The following is a 16,613-nucleotide window of genomic DNA, read 5'->3' as shown; positions in this document are numbered from 1 at the left end:
CTTACGGCAGCCGAGCACGGGCAGACAACACGGCCAGGCTCGGGGCGTACGGGAAAGTGCGTGTCCACCTCGCTCCTTTGGCGCGTGACCAGCACAGCAGCCAGTCGGCGGCGCGCCTGTCGGTCAGGTGGTTCTCCCGCAGCGACGTCTTACTGCCGGACGGGCCGCCACCGGACCGGGGGTAGACCATCCGCAGGGTGCCGTTGTCGTCGACCAGCGCGGGCTTCTCCACCCTCGGGAACCCGTGCACTTCGGCGATCCGGTCCAGGCGCTCCGCGTCGAACGACCCGAAAGTCGTGGTGCCCTCGAAGACGCCGGCGGGGATGTCGGGCGTCCGCTTCCGGGCCTGCTCCAAGGCCTCGGCCGCGCCCCGGATGTCTTTCTGCCGCTGGGCTTCCTGCTCCTCGGTGGCCCCCTCGGCCGGAGGCTTCGCCGCCTTCTCCAAGGCGGCGATGAACGGCTTGCTCGCCGCTGGTGTGAAGGAGGTCCAGCGCAGCGGAAGCTGATTGTTGTCCTCCTTGCGGGCGCCGCGGTGGGCGCAGTAGAGCGCGCCGTTCACTTCAGCGAGGGGGCGGGGGCCGCCGCGCTGAGGTGGCCGGCGAAGACGACCCCGGGGCTCCAACCCTCCTCGGAGGTGTACCTCGCCCGCCACAGGTTCTGGTCGTCCTCCTGGACCTTTTCTCCTACGTCTCTCTCCTCGTGCGCTACCGAACGCACACTCCTGACCAGCCATCGAGGCCGCAGGATGCCACAACGCCAACGATCACCACGCCAGGTAGTGACATCATTTGCCGTACCCCGTGTGGTGCCGGTCCATTCGTCCGGAAGCCCACCGGCTGCGTCCGAAACGCCGCTGCCCGTCCCTCGCGCACAAGCCGGCCGGCACAGCGCGTGCGGCGTGACGCCGCCGCGTTGGGCCTGGCGTGGAGATGGAGCAGCCGTCGTTCGGGATGCGCGCCCCCGGTCGCGGTGACGTACGTCCGGTGCGCGCTGTGCGGAGCACTCCGTGCCTCACGTCATGTCGATCTCCAGCGGCTGCGATTGATCATGGCGCCCCGCTGTGGGTGCGCTCCGGGAAGCGCTGTGGACCGTGCGGTGCTGGCTGGGTGTGGTTCCGTAGTGCTGCAGGAACAACTGCCTCATCGTCTCGGCGGAGCTGAACCCGCAGCGCCTCGCAATGGAGGCCAGCGGCAGGGCTGTGGAGACGAGGAGTTGCGAGGCCGCCTCGGCTCTGGCGGTGCGTACGAACTGGGCTGGGGTCTGCCCGAGGTCGTCGAGGAACAGCCGGGCCAGATGACGTCCGCTGACTCCCGCGTACGTGGCGAGCGTGGTGGCGCTGAGGTCGCCGTCGAGGTGTCCGGTGATGTGCTCGACGGTCCTTTGCACAGTCCCGTCCTCGGGAGCCGGTGCGCCGACGAACATACTGATCTGGGCCTGATTGCCCGGTCTTTGGAGGTAGGTCACCATCATCCGGGCCAGCATCCGGGCGAGGGCCGGGCCGTGGTCCTCCTCGATGAACGCGAGGGTGAGGTCCAGCGCCCCGGTGACGCCGGCCGAGGTGCAGACGTGCTCGTCGCGAAGGTACAGCGGCGAGGCGTCGACGTGGACGGCCGGGTGACGCTGCGCGAGGTTGCGCGCGTACGCCCAGTGGGTCGTGACGCGCCTGCCGTCGAGCAGCCCGGTGGCCGCCAGCACGCTCGTGCCCGTGCATACCGACGCGACGCGATGGCTGATTCCGGCCAGGCGACGCACGTGCTCAACCAGCCGAGTGTTCTGCGCCGCCGCGGCGTGGCCCGGCCCGCCGACGACCAGAAGCGTGTCGACCGGGCCGCGGGTACGTTCCAGGGCGGCCTGCGCGCCCAGGACCAGTCCTGAGGAGCAGCGCACCGGGCGGCCCTGCGGGGTGACCAGGCGGACCTCGTAGGGCGGACTCGCATGGAGGCGGTTCGCACCGTCGAAGGCGCTGGTCACGCAGGCTACCTCCACCAGCTCCACATCGTCGTAGGCCACGACCACCACGCGGTGGCGGACAGTTGTCGTCATGCGTTCGACACTATCTAGTCCGACTGTAGGACAGGCATCCCAGGATTTCGGACATCGGGTCCGCAGATTTTCCCCTCCGGCGGCAGCTGTGGGTGAGAGTCGTCGGAGTCGCCAGTGCGGCGGTTCACCGCCAGCCCGCGACCACCACCGATCGATTCAGGAGACTCGTCATGACCGAAACCCCGCCCGCGCCGTCCGAGGCACCGGTGAAGACCATCGCCTTCGTGCTGTACCCGGGCCTCACCCCGCTGGACATCGTCGGCCCGCTGCAGGTCTTCGCCGCGTTGTCCGAACTGGTCCCCGGCTACCGCACCGTCGTGGTCGGCGAGCGGATCGAGCCGATGGGAAGCGACACCCCGCTGTCTCTGGTGCCCAGCCACACCTTCGAGGAGATGGCGGATCCATGCGCGGTGATCGTGCCCGGCGGCCTCGTCCCCACCCTTGCCGCAATGGCCGACGAGAATCTCCTGCAGAACCTGCGCGAAACGGCATCGCGCTCCGAGGTCGTCGGCTCGGTGTGCACCGGATCGCTGTTGCTCGCGGCGGCAGGGCTCCTGGAAGGCCGCCAGGCCACCACGCACTGGATGTACCGAGACCTGCTCACCCGCTTCGGGGCAACGCCGGTCCCCCGACGCTGGGTCGAGGACGGGCGCTTCATCACCGCGGCCGGCGTCTCGGCCGGTATCGACATGGCTCTGCATCTTGTCGGCCGCCTCGCCGGTGAGGAGGTCGCACGGATGGTCCAGCTGTTCATCGAGTACGACCCCGAGCCGCCCTTCGGGCCGATCGACTGGACGCCCGCCGAGAGCGGCCAGTACGCGCCCTTCGCCCGCCAGCTGCTCCGAACCGCTCTCACCGACCACCCAGCCCTGCTGGCGCGCCTGAGCAACTGAGCTCGGTGGGCCGGGCGGGGGCGGGCCTCCGGTCGGGCGCGGCAGGCCTGCCCACCGGTGGGCTACGGCCCCCTGCCCCGCACCTGGGCCGACGCAGAAGGGGCCTCGGGGCGGCGGTCAGCTGCTCCTGCACGAGCGACAAACGCGCGCACTACGCGAACCGACCGCTCTGTAAGACCATCTTCTCCACAGACTGCCGACCACGACCAGCCGGAGCACCCGACAGACCGGCACACCAGCCCTTCGACCAGCGCCTTCAGTTGGCGGAGGCTCAGTGGCGTCCACTCCCGCCCAGCTGTGCGCTCTACCGGGTGGAAGTGGCCGACATCGTGCGCACTGGGTGGAGAGTGGGGGCCCACGGCGGAGCAGGATCGGACGAGCCGGAGAACTGACGCTTGGTCGGGATGGGCCAGTTCGCCACCCTGGTGCTTGCAGCCGCACTGCCCCGTTGGTGCCGACGGCGGCAGGCGAGCGGAACCGGCTCAAGGTCCTCGGACTGGCTCGGCTGACCGGACGGCCGGGCGGTGTGGTGTCGGCCACGGACAAACCGGCCCGGTCCAGGGGTAGTCAAGGCGAAATCGGACACCCGTCGACGGTGATCGTCAGACTGCTGTCGCACCAGCAGGGCACCGACCACGTACGCCGGCGCTGCGCAACCTGCTTGACGATCCCCGGCCCTGGCCGGCCGGACCACGGGCAGGCGCGCGGCCAGCAAGACGGGCCTGCGGGAGCACGGCCTCGCCCTGGTCGACACCGTCGCCGCCTTCCACCAGGCGGAGGTGGCCGACCATGCGGACTGGCGGGTGGAAGTCGCCCACTCCGCCCCGGCCGGGAACGTGGTACCCGACGGCTCTAGCGCGTTCGTGGAGATCGACCGCACGATGTCCTACGCCCGCCTGGTCGCCTAGCTGGAGCGCTACGACGCCTACCGCAACGCGCCGGCGTCCGGCCGCGGGAACGCCGCTTGCGCGCCGCGTAGTCACTGGCAGGAGACCTACTCCGGGCCGTCCCTGGAGCGGCCCTTCTCGGCGGTCCAGTTCGTCTTTACCCCAGCCCCGCGTCGTGCGGCACCGACCACGAGGGAGGCCGCCTTCCAGGAGCGGGCGCGCCGGGTCGGAGGCAACGGCCACGACGAGGAACGCCTCGCCCTGGCCGCGCTGCCTAGGGCGCGATGAAGCCGTGGGTCCGGCCGGCTCTCTGCCCGGCCGGGCCCGCCAGTCCCGGGCGGGCGGCTAAGGTCATGGGCAGTCCGCGCCGACATGGGTGCGCGGGTCAGGGCCGGTGCCCAGAGCGCTCTGGGGCAGTACGACCGGACCGTCTTCGGCCCCGGCACTCCGGAAACGGAGCGCCGGGGCCGCGCCGTATGCGCGGCGGACGGTGCACGCCATCGAGCGATCCGGTGGCGACATCGACGTTGATTCCGCAGAGAGTTGCACGGTTCGGTCACGCTGCTGAAGTGCGGTTTGACCGGAGGCGGGATACGAGCCTCCTCAGTGTGCGCCGGCCCGCCGCCTTCGCCCGGCTCGACACGGAGGGGGGTCCGGTGAGCCTTCAGGGCATTCGGCACTCCAACCACAGTGACCGATTTGATCAAAAATGGTCATCCTGCAATATAAAATGACGATTTTCGGAATCTGTCCCCGTCGGGTGACCGAGCTGCGTAGGCTCCTAACCGGTCGGGTGATGCCACATGTCATCCAACCGAGGAAGTTCTTTCACTCGGGAGTGGGCGCGTCTTGTCGGGCTTCGTGTACGGAACGACGCGGCCGGAGCCCGCCAGAGGAAACGGCCCGCCGGAACTGGAGGGGAAACCTCATGGCTGAGATCGATCTCGGGGTGGCGTCGGACTGGGACGAGGGTGACAACCACGGCCGTATCAAACTGCGGCAGAACCAGATCACCCCGACCTCAAAGGATGTGCTCATCAGCTCTCCGGTGAGCATCGAACTTTCGGTGAACACGAACTACTCCACCTCGCAGGAGGCGGACAAGATCTACTTCACGACCCACCACGGCTCCACGAAGAAGGTCATCGCGGTACTCGACTCCGACGGCAACCTACACATCGCTGGTCGCCTGATCACAGAGCAGAAGGACCTGTCGTACTAGGCAGCGACGCAAGTGAACCTCCCCGGCTGGCAACACCAAGGAGACGTCAGGCCGCAGTGAACTCACAGCAGGCCGACATCACCGTCGGAGAGTTCGGGAAGGCGTGAACAGCGTCGAGGCGTCCAGGCTCGACTGATGACCCAGGGGGGCGGGGGCAAGCCCTTCCCGCCCCTCTGGCATTCCTCGCGGTGTTGTCGGTCATCGCGGCCGCCCTTCCGTTCGGGGCTGACGGGCAGCCGAGCGTGTGGTACTTCGCCGTCCCCGTCGTCCAAGGCGACCGTGAACGGTTGATAGCGGTCGAAGGTGTCTCGCGCTGCTTTGTTGTATGACAACGCAGGCACCGCACTGGACTGGATGGAACAGGTCTTGGCACGAGCCCGGACACCTGGCTCGCCAGGATCTCGACGCACCGGTCCGATGGCTGAAGACGTGGATCTCACCGCTGACGCGACGGCTTGGGCCCGGCGGGGTGGCTTGCGGATGAGTCCCGAGCAGCGTGACCATCGTTTCGGGCGCCATCTGCTGCCCGGTTTCGGGCAGGCATGCATCAAGCCTGCCGATCGCGGCGAGGTGGGACGACATGGACTTCCGTGTGGTGCTGAGGCGCTACGGTCCGACGGCGTACCTCGCACCTGCCGGTGACCTCGACCGGGAGAGCAGGTCCGGCGAGATGATCGCACCACGTGCCGTCGGCGGCCGCCGGGTGGGTCGGAGGGGTCCTCCCATGCGGTGTCGATGTCCCGCACGATCCCGGTCCTGCCGTACGCGTCCTGGACGCGCTCCCCGATCTCCGTCTGGTCGATCATCTGCTGCCCCCTGGCCAGGCGTGGGCGTGGCGGTGGACGACGACGTTGCAGTCAGACACACCGGACAAGTCGCCGACCCGCCGGCACCCGACCCGCCGTCCCGGGCACGCCTTGCCGTTCTCCTCTGCCTGCCTGGGGCGGACCCCGGGTCCTGGACCGCCGTGCGGGCCCCGCTTGTGTGCCGCCCGCTGGAGGGGGCTCCTGCGACGACGATGGCGCTACGTCGGGAGACCACCGATCTGCAGGAGGATCCCATCGATGACCCCCGGCGTGGGGACATTCGTCGTGGCAGTGAACGAGATTGTGGTGAACACGCCCGTAAGCCTGATGGTTCCGTTCGAGTCGACCGGTCCAGCCAGACCTGTCACGGTGCTTCCGGACACGCTCATCCCTTGCCCGCTCACCAAGGTCACCTCTGTCCCGGCGGGGAACTGCATGATCGAACCCATCGACGCGAGATACAGCACCGGGTCCTTGATGGCAGCCGCGAAGGTAAGAGTGAAGGCGTGCGGTTCCGCCGCGGATCTCCAGAGCATCGCTGGATGGCAACGACGGAGTGAACGCGTTGGAGGAGAATCCGCCGAAGGACCCGTCGACAGCGCTGCCGGTGCCCATTGGCCCCACCAGCCGCACATCGGCACCGTGCCAAGTCCCCCGTGCGGTTCCCGTCGCGGGGTCACCCTCGGCCACGGTCCAGTCGACCAATTCCACCGCCTGCGGTACCGGCGGAGGGCCGAGCAGTACTTCTCGCCAGACTGCGCGGCGGTCCTGTCGGGCGGAGTTCGTGCAGAACCACAACGCGCAAGTGCCGTCATCAGACTGGGTGACGAGCAGGTCGCCCCCGCTGCCCTCGGCGGGCAGCAATTCCAGCGCCGTGCTGACGTACATCGTGGGAGAGGCGGTGATCCGGCCGGAAACCGACAGCGGCTGGGGAACCAGGCCGATCAGGCCGATTGGGGTACCGGCGGCCGTGCGGCCGGACTGGAAACGTCCGCCTCGTCCGCCGGTGCTGTGGCCCACCACGGCATCGCTTTGGGCGCTCTCGCCATGGACGCCTTCGGCGGAGTGGCTGATGCCGTGCACGCCGACGCCGACGCCGTTGCCGCTCGTGCCGAGCACCCCGGTTCCGGACCCGTCGCCCGGCCCGGGGCCGGAACCGAACGTCTCCAGCGGGTTGGCCAGCGCCTGCACGCTCGTGCCCACGACGCCGATGCCGCCCCGCATCGTGGCCCCGATAGCACCGACACCACCCCGGTTGTGCTGGCCGAACAGCCCGGCGATGCCTGGGCGTCCAGGGCTGGGCGCGGTCTTCCCGAAGATGCCGAAACTGTCACCCACACCGAAAACGCCTACACCCTCGACATCAGCCTCGCGATCGGTGTCGCGCCGCGCGAGCTCTCGGCGTACAGGCCGGCCCTCACGCCCTGCACGTTTCCCCCGTAGACCATGCCGGTGGCCTTGGTCGAGAATGCCGAACGCGGGAATCCCGAACTGGCCGATGGCGGCCCAAGGGCGGTGAACTGGTCGTCGTGTGCCATGGAGACCTCCTTGCACGAAGTAGCGGTGCCCGCCCTCCCCGCCGTGACGACCGGCCGGATCAGCTTCCACACCTCAACTGGCAGATCACTCGGGTATGGCTACCACCCGACTACGTCTTCAAGCAGACGCTACTCCCGGTTATCGGCAAGCCCTCAGATATGGAAGGCGTGTCCTGCCAGGGGATCGACGACACAGGTTGCGGACTGATCAAACGGTGACGTCGGTCGCCTGCTTGACCTCTCACAGTCACCGTCCCCGTCCCCGCTCCCGCCCCCCCGCTCCCGCACCCGCGCCCGTCGCGCCTCCCGCTGTCCTGCGGGAGGCCGTCGATCCGGTGGGCGGGGCTGCGGCATTCGGTGTCGTACTCGATCACGTCGCCGACGGTGATGTCGGCCAGGCCGCCGCCTTGTCGACCATGATCCTGGTCAGCGCGCGGCGAGCTCGGCCCTCGACCGCTGTGACCGAGCGCCTCATGCGCGCCTCCGATTCGGCAGGCCGCGGCAGTCATGGCCGCGACGGCCGGTGACTGCCGAACTCGGAAGAACCACTTCCCACCACAACCTGACCCGTCCCCGAGAAGGGGGTGTACCTGGATACACCCCTTCCGGCACCCACGTGCAAGGACGGCCCCGACTCCGACCGGCAGAGTCGAACGCGGGGCGTGACAGCCGCGCCCCCAGCGATCCATGGGGAGGCCGGGCACCATGCCGGACCACAAGCACGACCAGGACCACGACCAAGACCAGGACCACGACCAGGACCGGAAGGAGGGGCAGGGGCAGCGGCGAGTACCGCGCAGTGGATGGGCGGCACAGACAGGGGTGTTCCTCACCGTCGCCCTCCTAGCGGCGGGACTGTGCGGGGCGCTCCAGCCCGCGACCGGTATACCACCCGAGGTGCTGCAACTGACCCAGTTCGGACCGGCCCTCGCCGTGGCGGCCGTGGCACTGCTGTGGCCCGGCCGGATCAGGGACCGGCTCACGGGAACGCTGCCCGCCCGCAGGCAAGGACCGGCCGGCCATGAGGCCCGGCTGCCGTCCGGCAACCGAGCCGCGCTCCTCCTCACCCCCGCCCTGATCATCGCACTGTCCGCCGGCGGCGCCCTGCTCACCTCCGGCTCCCTCCCCGGCACCAGCTCCCAAGCCTTCGCACACCCCCTCACCCTGCTCGTGACCGCCCAACTCATCGGTGCCTGCGCCGAGGAGGTCGGATGGCGCTGCTATCTCCAGCCACTGCTGCGCACCCGCTTCGGCCCGGTCGCCGCCTCCGTCCTGGTCGGGACGGCCTGGGGCCTGTGGCACGTACCGGCCCTCACCCAAGGGCCGGCCTACGCGGCCGGATTCCTGACGGCCACCGTCGCGATGTCCGTGATCCTCGGCCTGGCCCTGGAACGCGTACGGAGCAACCGGCTGCTGCTCGCGGGCGGCTTCCACACCCTGGTCAACCTCGGCATGCTGTTCGTGACGGACGAGACTTCCCCGGCAACCGCGCCGATGGCGGTGTTCGGCGCCGCCTGCCTGGCCGCAGCACTCCCGTGGATCGCCTCCGCCCGCCGGGCGGCGACCGCGCCGGATAGGATCGCCGCCGCAACGGCGGACGGACCGCGCTGACATGACGGAACCACAGGTGGGCATGGCACAGGGAGACAGGCGCCGCGGCATCGGCCTCAGGGGCGCGCTCGTCGGCATCGGCCGCTGCCAGCTGCTCTCGCTCGCCGCGCTCGCCGTCTCCGGGGCCGGCGCCCTCGTGATCGGGGCGCTGCTCCTCCTGCCCATCGGCATCGGCTTCCTCCTGCTCCCGCCCGCCGCAGCGGCCCTGCGCCGCATCTCCGACCGCTACCGCGACTGGGCCGCCCGCTGGACGGGAACCGAGATCAGCCCGCCACAACCGCTCCCGTCCCGCCAGGCCGCACCCGAGAACTCCGCCGGCCGCCACCGGCAGGCCCGCGCCCTCCTTGGCGACGACGGGTTCTGGCACGACCTGCGCTGGGCCTGGGCAGAGCCGTGGACAGGCGCACTGCTCGCCGCCGTGCCCCTGGCCCTCGTCGAGTACGGCCTCTTCGGCGCGGCCGTACAGCCCTTCGTCTGGCGGCTCCTGGGCGACGGCAACTGGTACGCCTTCATCCTCGTCGACTCCACCCCGATGATGCTCGCCGCGCTCCTGCTCGGTCTCGGATTCATCGCCGCAGGACTCAAGCTGGCCCCCACCGCCCTGCGACTCCACGCACGCTGGAGCCGACGCCTGCTCGCCGCCCCGCACACCACCGAACTCGTCCGCCGCATCGAACACCTCGCAGGATCCCGCGCCGACATCCTCGACGTCCAGGCCGCCGAACTGCGCCGCATCGAGCGGGACCTGCACGACGGGGCACAGGCCCGCCTCGTCGCCCTGGGCATGACCCTCGACGAAGCCACTCGGCTCATCGACCGCGACCCCGCAGCCGCCCGCGCACTCCTGCACGAGGTACGCGCCACCTCCCAAAGGGCTCTCCAGGACCTCCGCGAACTCGTCCACGGTGTCCTGCCCCCGATACTTGCCGACCGCGGGCTCGGCGACGCGGTCCGCTCACTGGCCCTCGACAGCCACCTCGACGTGCGCATCGAGACAGCCCTGCCCGGCCGGCTCCCTGCCCCCGTGGAATCCGCCGGCTACTTCGCCGTCGCGGAACTCCTCGCCAACGCCGCCAAACACTCCGGCGCCCCCGAGGTGCACATCCGCCTCAGCCACACCGACGGCGCCCTGCGCGCCACGGTCACCGACGAAGGCCGCGGCGGCGCCGACCCCGACGGCAGCGGACTGCAAGGAGTACGCCGCCGCCTGGACCCCTTCGACGGAACCCTCGTCCTGCACAGCCCGCCGGGCGGCCCGACCACCGCGACCTTGGAGATACCGTGCGCGTCGTCCTCGCCGAAGACCTCTTCCTCCTCCGGGACGGACTGACCCGCACCCTCCGGGAACACGGATTCGAGGTGATCGCCGCAGTCGACAACGGCCCCGCCCTGCTCAAATCGCTCCTCGAAGAACAACCGGACGTCGCGGTCGTCGACATCCGCCTGCCACCCACCTTCACCGACGAAGGCCTCCAAGCCGCCCTGGAAGCACGCCGATCACGGCCGGCGCTCCCGGTCCTCGTACTCTCCCAGTACGTCGACCAGCTCTACGCCCACGAACTCCTCGCCGGAGGCCAAGGCGCCATCGGCTACCTCCTCAAGGACCGGATCACGCACACCGCCCAGTTCATCGACGCGGTACGCACCGTCGCCGCGGGCGGTACGGTCATGGACCCGCAGGTCATCGCACGGCTGCTGGCCCGCAGCGAGGCCCGGGGCACCACCGCCCAGCTGACACCGCGCGAATTGGACGTACTCGCCTTGATGGCGGAGGGCCGTTCCAACGCGGCCGTGGCGCAAACCCTGTTCATCAGCGAAAGCGCCGTCGCCAAACACACCGCCGCCATCTTCACCAAACTCCGGATCGAACCGTCCGCAGACGACAACCGCCGGGTACTGGCCGTTCTGGCCTACCTCAAACGGTAGCCACCGTCCGCTGAGGCGGCAGACGCGGTACGAGCCCGCAGGAGGTCTCGCCAGTCGGCAGGCCAGTTGGCCAGCGCGAGGACGCCCATGATGACAAGGTGGGACGGCGCGGCCCAGCTCTCCACCGCCGGGTGGTGGTTGACCATGTGGGTGGTGACCGCGCCGGTGAGCACGAACATCAGCGTCGTGGCACCCAGGAAGCGTGTTCGCCTGTCGGGGATCACCAGGAGGAGGGCGGCTACACCTTCCAGGGCGCCGACCACGAAGCGCATCCAGGACGGATAACCCCAATCGACGAACTTCGCGGAGTACGCCGAGCTGAACATCGTGTCGCCTGGCCAATACTTGGTCACGGCGCCCAGCGCGAACTCGAATGCCAGGAACCAGTACAGACCGGTCATGAGCCGCTTCGACATGCTTGTCCTTTCAATAGGAATTGGGCAGGGTCAGGTCGCCGCACGGCGATTGCAGTGCCGCCTGAGTCCTTGCTTTCGGGGGTCAGCCCCGCAGGGTGGCGATGGCCTTCTCAATACGCCGTCGGCGCGTCTCGGGCTTCTTCGCACTCTCGACGGCGCGCACATGTTCGTGCTTGCGACTGTGGGCGAGGTTGTCGTACGCGCCGCGGGCGACCGGGTCTTCGTCCAGAGCCCGGGCGAAGTCCGGGGGCTCGACGACGACCCGGGGCTCGGTGTCGAGCTCCAGCTCGACCTCGGCCTCCTCGCCGATCGCGACACCCGCAGCCTGCCGGTTGGCGTTGCTGAGGCCGAGCAGGTGGCGGCCTCGCATGATGGCGACCCGGCTCTTCCAGGAATGCCCGTTGATCGTGATCGTCACCGGCGGCCGCGCACCCCCGCCGAGCGCTGCTACCACCTCGGGCGGAACTTCCAGGCCCCGCATGGGCTCGGGCGGTTCGACGTAGGCCCGAAACTTCATGATCCTTCTCCTCTTGTTCTGTAAGGGCTTTCCGCGGATCGGGCCCCGCCCCGGCTCGGATGGCCGCTCCCACTTCCCACACCGGGGACCACCCCCTGTCCTGGACGGCGGTGAGGCAGGAGATGGCGGCTACCGGTGTAGACCCGCTCGGCCCGGTCGTTGCCGCGTCAGGACGGCATGGGGGCGAGCGACGCGGCAGCCTCCCAGGCGAACCCGTCCGGGTCGGTGAAGGCCTCGGCGGTGCCGCCGAGGACGATGCGGTGCGAGCCGGTGCCGTCGGCGGGGACGCCGAGATCCTTGGCAAGGGCACGGCGCTTGTACAGCGCCAGCTTGACGGGGCTGGCCTGACCCGGGGCGAACTCGGCGTACTTACCGCCGAAGCTCTTGGACACGGTCAGGCCCCGGCCGACGTAGAACTGCTTGGTGGCCTTCACGTCCTCGACGCCGATCAGCAGGACGACCTCTTCGATTTCGCGGGTGGCGGCGCCGGTGTCCTTCTTCGCCGAGGTCGCGATCTTCCAGATCGTCCCGTCCGGGGCCAGGACGACCCCGCCGTAGCCCCACAGCGACTTCGCGGCGGGCTTCAGCACCGTGGCGCCGGCGTCCACGGCGGCGCCGACGAAGCTGTCGACGGTGGCCGGCCCGGCCACGGTGAGCGCCAGGGTGAAGCCACGGAATCCGGTGGAGTGCGCATCGGACGCCCGCAGGCGTAGGTACGTGTCCACGCCGAAGGCGCGGTAGAAGCGGCGGGCGGCCTCGAGGCCGGCCACCTCAAGGGTGACGGACGCGAGTGACGTGTTGGCTGCGGTGGAAGTGGTGGTTGCCATGACCATCACGCTAGGGGCTGCGCGGCGGCCTGGGCTTCTCGAATCCTGACCGGTCTTGAGACGTGCTTCGCCACGCACGCGAGCATCCCCTCCGCCTCGATCGCCGACCCCGCATCGCAGGCCGTACCGCGACATCGGCATGGTTGGTCGGCTGACCGCCCGCATCCGCCGCCTGGCACCGGAAGGGCCCGGACAGCGGTCCGGCCCTGGGCGAACCCGGCCTGCGCCGACTCGACGGATGGCCGCGAGCCGCGGCGCCTACCACCGGCATCCCCACCAGCAGGCACCCGGACCGCTGGTTCGCCGAGTTCACCGCGGGGCGTGAAGGAGGCGACGGCTGCCCCAGCTGACGCGGCCGATACGCCACGCACCGCCCCGACGGACAACCGTTCGACTGCTCGCTTCGCGTGCGCGACCGGGCTCCGGCAACCGGCGCTGTCTCGTACCCGCCGACGTCTGAGTACGCGGTCCCCCGGATCTGAGTAGCCCGGCGGCTGTGCAGCGCCAGGCACCCGGATTGGATGAGGGCATGAACGCATCCGCTTCCGTCTCCGCCCGCCCGGTGCCGTCCCCCTCGCCGACTGAGCGTACCCGGCTGTGGGCCGCCGTGGCTGCCTTCCTGTTCGTGCCGGCTGCCGCGGCGACCGGCATCCTGACGCTGGCCTCGAAGCAGGCTTCCCGGTGCGTGACCTACGGCGAGCAGTGTGCCCCGGGACTGCCCGGCTGGCTGTTCGAGTGGAGCGCCGGCCTCGGTGCGGTGGTGCTGCTCGTTGCACTCGTCGCGCCAGCCGTGCGGGTGCGCCGGGCCGCGCTCGCTGTCCAGATCTTCGCCGAGGCCACCGCGCTGGTGGTCATCCTCAGCCAGGCGTGATCCGGCCGGAGCAGGGGGAGCGCGCCCGCCCCGCTCGGGCGGCCGATCGAAGGAAGAACGGGCCGGATCGCGTCGGAGCTGATCAACTTCGCTGACTCGCGGGGATGCAAATCGGTCCTGGCCTTGTGTTCAGGCGCCGGAGTGTGTCCCGTCGCCGGCGCTGAGGAGGCTGACGGTGAGCCGGCGTTCGACGGCGCTGGACAGCGACCAGAGCTCGGTACGCCGCTTCCGATCCTGCACGCCTTGGCGGTCGGCGCGGCGGATCCCGGGCAGGGCGAGGGCCAGAGCGGTCAGAGAAGCGGCCAGCCTGGCGCCGAGCGGTGCACCGGCGAGTACGGCCCCGTCTGCCAGGGCGAACGGAAGCGCGAACGCGAGACAGAGCGTGCCGTGAGGGGTGAGCGGGTGCTCGTTGCGCTGGTGGTTGACCAGCTGCTGGTCGGTGGGACGTCGCCGGCGGTGTTCGCCGGCGGCGGCGAACAGCTCGGCACGTCCGCGCAGCGCCCACACGGCGTGCACTCCCACCCATGCGACGGGCAGCAAGAACAGCGTCACCAGCACCAGGCCCGACTGAACCGTCCGCGACGCCTGCACCCAGCCGCAGGCGTCGGCCACCACGGATGCCGCGGCGGCTCCCGCTATCACCCCCCCGCCGCGCTCGTGGCCACGAGCCAGCGCCGGGCCCGGCGCACACGAGCGCCAAGAGGGAACTCGACCGCGTCCAACATCTTCTTCGTTCGATGACCGCAGGTACGCTACGCAGCCCGCCGAGGAAGCCAACAGCGCCTCTGGACCTGCCGTGAGTTCGGCCGGGAAGACCAGGCGCAGAACTTGGACGGGGGCCGCGGCCCCGGCCCACCAGCAGCAGGCCGCGCCGGCCAGGGCATGAGGTGGGGCCGGTAGACGCTCGGTGCTGTGTGTCGGTGACTCCAGAAGGTGCTCAGGCCAGTGGGGAGGGGCGTGCCCAGTCAGCGTCGAAGCCCCTGTTTGCAAGGGCCTGTAGGTAAGGGTTTCGCCGTGTCACGGGTTGCCTTGAGAAGATCAGAGCGAGGGAGTCCTCCAGGGCCTGCTCCACCAGGCTGTTGAACTCACCTGTTGGGCAGTGTCCTTCTGCTGGGCGGAAGTGCCAGCCCTCGCGGGTGGCGTATCGAGTGCGCAATCCGATGAGCTCGCTGTCCCGCGTGAAGTGCCATTCGTCCTGTCGGTCGGACAGCTCGAGCACTGCGTGCTTGCCTTCGCGGAGTGTGACCCTTGCGGTGTGAAGCATCAGGACAAAGTCCAGCGCGCAGACGGAGGTCGCGGCGTCGGAGAAGTCCCCGTTGCCGATCCTGAGGCTGACGTCGACCTTGAAGTTGTCCCAGATGAAGGCAGACTGGGGGAGCTCCTCAATCACCGTGGGCTCGCGGAAAGCGTCGAGGGGAACCCACTCAGGGCCCCATGACTTGTCTCTGGCGTTGGGAACGAATCTGAGTGAAGGCGTTGTCGTCGTGCTCACCGCTCCAGGATGCCGGACGAGGTAGCGGCCGCGTGCGGCTGGTGGGCCGACCTGTTCGGGCGCGGGACTGTCGGCCTGGTCCTGAGCCTGTTGGCGGGGATGGTGGTGCCGGCCGGTGCGTGGTGCTCGGTCGCTTGTACCTCCCGTGCCCGGCTCCGCCGGCACCGGACACCGTGCGGCGGCCGGGGCCCGTGGCGCGCCAGGACACGGACCGGGAGTGGTCGCTGCGCCTTCTCAAGGCGATCGACGAAGCCAGCGCCGACAAGGCTCACATGGCGGGGGAGTGGCCGGAGTTCGAGCGGATCGTCCTCCACGGCGCCGCCGGGCTCCCGGGCCGCAACTACCCGCCACCGGGCCACGGCTACCCGCGGTCCGCAGGTGGATCCAGTGCTCGGCTGGAAGGTCGTAGAACGCCAGCAGTTCCTCCCAGCCCTCGGTGATCTTCGCGACGGCCTTGTCACTAACGGTTTCCCGTCGGTGGCGGAGTGCACACCCTGGGAAGAGCTGCGGGAGGCGCATCTCGCCCGGCTCGCCGCCCAGCGCCCGGCCGTCGCCTGATGGCCCCACGATGCGCCAGGATCGCGTTCAGAGACTCAGTCGCCGAGCAGCTCGAAGACCTCACCACCGAACACGAATTCCACACCCTGGACCGCGCCCTGGTGCCCATCGCCGTCGACCCCGAGATCAACGTACCGATCCCCGGGCGACGGCACCCCGCCCGCGCTTCGCCAGTACACCGACGAGATCGAGGACGTCCGCGACCTGTACGTCATCACCGCACTGCGCTCCGATGTCCTCGAGGACTCCGGCGGGCCGGTCGGCGTTCTCGTGGGTCCTGGCGGCATAGGCACGGACTGCGTCGCCGGCCGCGGCACGCGCCCCAGCGTCCGCCTTGTTGGCAGGGGTGGGGCGAGTGCTGCATCGGACTCGGCGTTCCCGGCGGATTGTGGAACGGACCATCGCCTGGCTCCACGGCATCCGCTGGTCTTGTGCTGCTGGTCGACGCGCGGTGTCCTGACAGGTGTTGGCATGGATGTGGAGTTGGTTGCGGTGTAGTTGTACGGGCTGCGGCTGTCGGAGTTCACCGCGGCGCGGGGCGCGTACGCGGCCAGGGCCCGCAAGGCCGGGGGATGGGCAACTCGCCGCCGCGATCGGAGCGTTGCGGAAGCCGACGGTCGCGGCGTGGTCGGCCCGTCTCCTGGCGCGCCGTCGGCCACAGGAGGCGCACAGCCTCATCCAGCTCAGCGAGGCGCTGCGCGCCGCGCACCGGTCTCTGGACGCGGGACAGTTGCGGAAGCTGTCGCATGATCAGCATGTGGTGATCGGAGAGCCCGCGCGTGCGGCGCGCACACTGGCCGCCGAGGCCGGGCGGCCGGCCACGAAGGCGCGGCCGGAGGCGGAGGCAGCGGCCCGGAAGGTCGAGAGGCTCACTGGTTCCGAGGGGGTGAAGGCGAACCCGCTGCGTGCGGCGAAGATTGCGAGCCTGGAAGGTCGTGGCGGCAGCGCATCGTCCTGCGGTAAATCCACTCCGCCGCCGGAGTGGGAGTCCGTTCCGCAGGCCGTG

At 69.9% G+C, this 16,613-nt stretch carries 19 protein-coding genes; 9 read left to right on the top strand and 10 right to left on the bottom strand.

The window, feature by feature from the left end:
- Position 1: 1 nt before the first annotated feature.
- From OG386_RS01890 to OG386_RS01880, 3 genes are all read right to left on the bottom strand, one after another.
- Entirely contained in the window at positions 2-559 is a 558-nt protein-coding gene (locus tag OG386_RS01890; protein WP_328786427.1) for a hypothetical protein, read from the bottom strand.
- Positions 556-717: a hypothetical protein gene (locus tag OG386_RS01885; RefSeq protein WP_328786426.1), complete on the bottom strand. Its 162-nt coding sequence runs from the start codon at positions 715-717 to the stop codon at positions 556-558. Before OG386_RS01885 ends, OG386_RS01890 begins: the two co-directional genes overlap by 4 nt.
- 294 nt (positions 718-1,011) lie before the next feature.
- Entirely contained in the window at positions 1,012-2,043 is a 1,032-nt protein-coding gene (locus OG386_RS01880; protein WP_328786425.1) for a GlxA family transcriptional regulator, read from the bottom strand.
- A gap of 170 nt (positions 2,044-2,213) precedes the next feature.
- On the opposite strand from OG386_RS01880, the gene OG386_RS01875 reads away from it, so the two are divergent.
- The 3 genes from OG386_RS01875 to OG386_RS01865 all read left to right on the top strand — a co-directional run bounded on the left by OG386_RS01875 (position 2,214) and on the right by OG386_RS01865 (position 5,045).
- The gene (locus OG386_RS01875) at positions 2,214-2,936 is read left to right on the top strand and encodes a DJ-1/PfpI family protein (RefSeq protein ID WP_328786424.1); all 723 of its coding nucleotides are present in this window, start codon (positions 2,214-2,216) and stop codon (positions 2,934-2,936) included.
- Between the two features lie 779 nt (positions 2,937-3,715).
- Positions 3,716-3,844 (top strand): hypothetical protein, encoded by a 129-nt coding sequence (locus tag OG386_RS01870; RefSeq protein WP_328786423.1) that lies wholly within the window; start codon positions 3,716-3,718, stop codon positions 3,842-3,844.
- A gap of 907 nt (positions 3,845-4,751) precedes the next feature.
- Positions 4,752-5,045 carry a DUF6342 family protein gene (locus OG386_RS01865; RefSeq protein ID WP_327732956.1) on the top strand — a complete coding sequence of 98 codons (294 nt, stop codon included), beginning with the start codon at positions 4,752-4,754 and terminating at the stop codon, positions 5,043-5,045.
- Positions 5,046-6,069: 1,024 nt separating this feature from the next.
- Here OG386_RS01865 and OG386_RS01860 read toward each other — a convergent pair.
- On the bottom strand, positions 6,070-6,387 hold the full coding sequence (locus OG386_RS01860; protein WP_328786422.1) for a hypothetical protein: 318 nt from the start codon (positions 6,385-6,387) through the stop codon (positions 6,070-6,072).
- Positions 6,388-6,898: 511 nt separating this feature from the next.
- Between OG386_RS01860 and OG386_RS01855 the strand changes: the two genes are divergently transcribed.
- The 4 genes from OG386_RS01855 (at position 6,899) to OG386_RS01840 (ending at position 10,926) form a co-directional block, all read left to right on the top strand.
- The gene (locus OG386_RS01855; RefSeq protein WP_328786421.1) at positions 6,899-7,294 is read left to right on the top strand and encodes a hypothetical protein; all 396 of its coding nucleotides are present in this window, start codon (positions 6,899-6,901) and stop codon (positions 7,292-7,294) included.
- An 800-nt stretch (positions 7,295-8,094) separates the two neighbouring features.
- Positions 8,095-9,000, top strand: a complete 906-nt coding sequence (locus OG386_RS01850) for a CPBP family intramembrane glutamic endopeptidase (RefSeq protein ID WP_328786420.1) — start codon at positions 8,095-8,097, stop codon at positions 8,998-9,000.
- Position 9,001: 1 nt separating this feature from the next.
- A complete protein-coding gene (locus OG386_RS01845) occupies positions 9,002-10,330 on the top strand; it encodes a sensor histidine kinase (protein WP_328786419.1) in 1,329 nt (442 codons plus the stop codon).
- The gene (locus OG386_RS01840) at positions 10,282-10,926 is read left to right on the top strand and encodes a response regulator transcription factor (protein WP_328786418.1); all 645 of its coding nucleotides are present in this window, start codon (positions 10,282-10,284) and stop codon (positions 10,924-10,926) included. Before OG386_RS01845 ends, OG386_RS01840 begins: the two co-directional genes overlap by 49 nt.
- Here OG386_RS01840 and OG386_RS01835 read toward each other — a convergent pair.
- The 3 genes from OG386_RS01835 to OG386_RS01825 all read right to left on the bottom strand — a co-directional run bounded on the left by OG386_RS01835 (position 10,911) and on the right by OG386_RS01825 (position 12,692).
- The gene (locus OG386_RS01835; RefSeq protein ID WP_328786417.1) at positions 10,911-11,342 is read right to left on the bottom strand and encodes a DoxX family protein; all 432 of its coding nucleotides are present in this window, start codon (positions 11,340-11,342) and stop codon (positions 10,911-10,913) included. The two genes, OG386_RS01840 and OG386_RS01835, sit on opposite strands and share 16 nt — an antisense overlap.
- Positions 11,343-11,424: 82 nt before the next feature.
- Positions 11,425-11,859: a YdeI/OmpD-associated family protein gene (locus OG386_RS01830; RefSeq protein ID WP_328786416.1), complete on the bottom strand. Its 435-nt coding sequence runs from the start codon at positions 11,857-11,859 to the stop codon at positions 11,425-11,427.
- 167 nt (positions 11,860-12,026) lie between these two features.
- On the bottom strand, positions 12,027-12,692 hold the full coding sequence (locus tag OG386_RS01825) for a glyoxalase (RefSeq protein ID WP_328786415.1): 666 nt from the start codon (positions 12,690-12,692) through the stop codon (positions 12,027-12,029).
- 523 nt (positions 12,693-13,215) lie between these two features.
- On the opposite strand from OG386_RS01825, the gene OG386_RS01820 reads away from it, so the two are divergent.
- Complete coding sequence (locus OG386_RS01820) at positions 13,216-13,557, top strand: hypothetical protein (RefSeq protein ID WP_328786414.1); 342 nt, start codon at positions 13,216-13,218, stop codon at positions 13,555-13,557.
- 129 nt (positions 13,558-13,686) lie between these two features.
- Here the strand turns inward: OG386_RS01820 and OG386_RS01815 are convergent, their stop codons facing one another.
- On the bottom strand, positions 13,687-14,172 hold the full coding sequence (locus OG386_RS01815; protein ID WP_328786413.1) for a hypothetical protein: 486 nt from the start codon (positions 14,170-14,172) through the stop codon (positions 13,687-13,689).
- Between the two features lie 322 nt (positions 14,173-14,494).
- Positions 14,495-15,049 carry a hypothetical protein gene (locus tag OG386_RS01810; RefSeq protein ID WP_328786412.1) on the bottom strand — a complete coding sequence of 185 codons (555 nt, stop codon included), beginning with the start codon at positions 15,047-15,049 and terminating at the stop codon, positions 14,495-14,497.
- Positions 15,050-15,427: 378 nt separating this feature from the next.
- Here OG386_RS01810 and OG386_RS01805 point away from each other — a divergent pair, with 378 nt between their 5' ends.
- Complete coding sequence (locus OG386_RS01805) at positions 15,428-15,607, top strand: hypothetical protein (protein WP_328793576.1); 180 nt, start codon at positions 15,428-15,430, stop codon at positions 15,605-15,607.
- 35 nt (positions 15,608-15,642) lie between these two features.
- Here the strand turns inward: OG386_RS01805 and OG386_RS01800 are convergent, their stop codons facing one another.
- Positions 15,643-15,822 (bottom strand): hypothetical protein, encoded by a 180-nt coding sequence (locus tag OG386_RS01800; RefSeq protein ID WP_328786411.1) that lies wholly within the window; start codon positions 15,820-15,822, stop codon positions 15,643-15,645.
- Positions 15,823-16,613 lie beyond the last annotated feature (791 nt).

The sequence above is a fragment of the Streptomyces sp. NBC_00273 genome (assembly GCF_036178145.1).
Taxonomy (GTDB): domain Bacteria; phylum Actinomycetota; class Actinomycetes; order Streptomycetales; family Streptomycetaceae; genus Streptomyces.
Note: the sequence above shows the minus strand (reverse complement) of the source record. Positions and strands in the feature narration are given on the sequence as shown.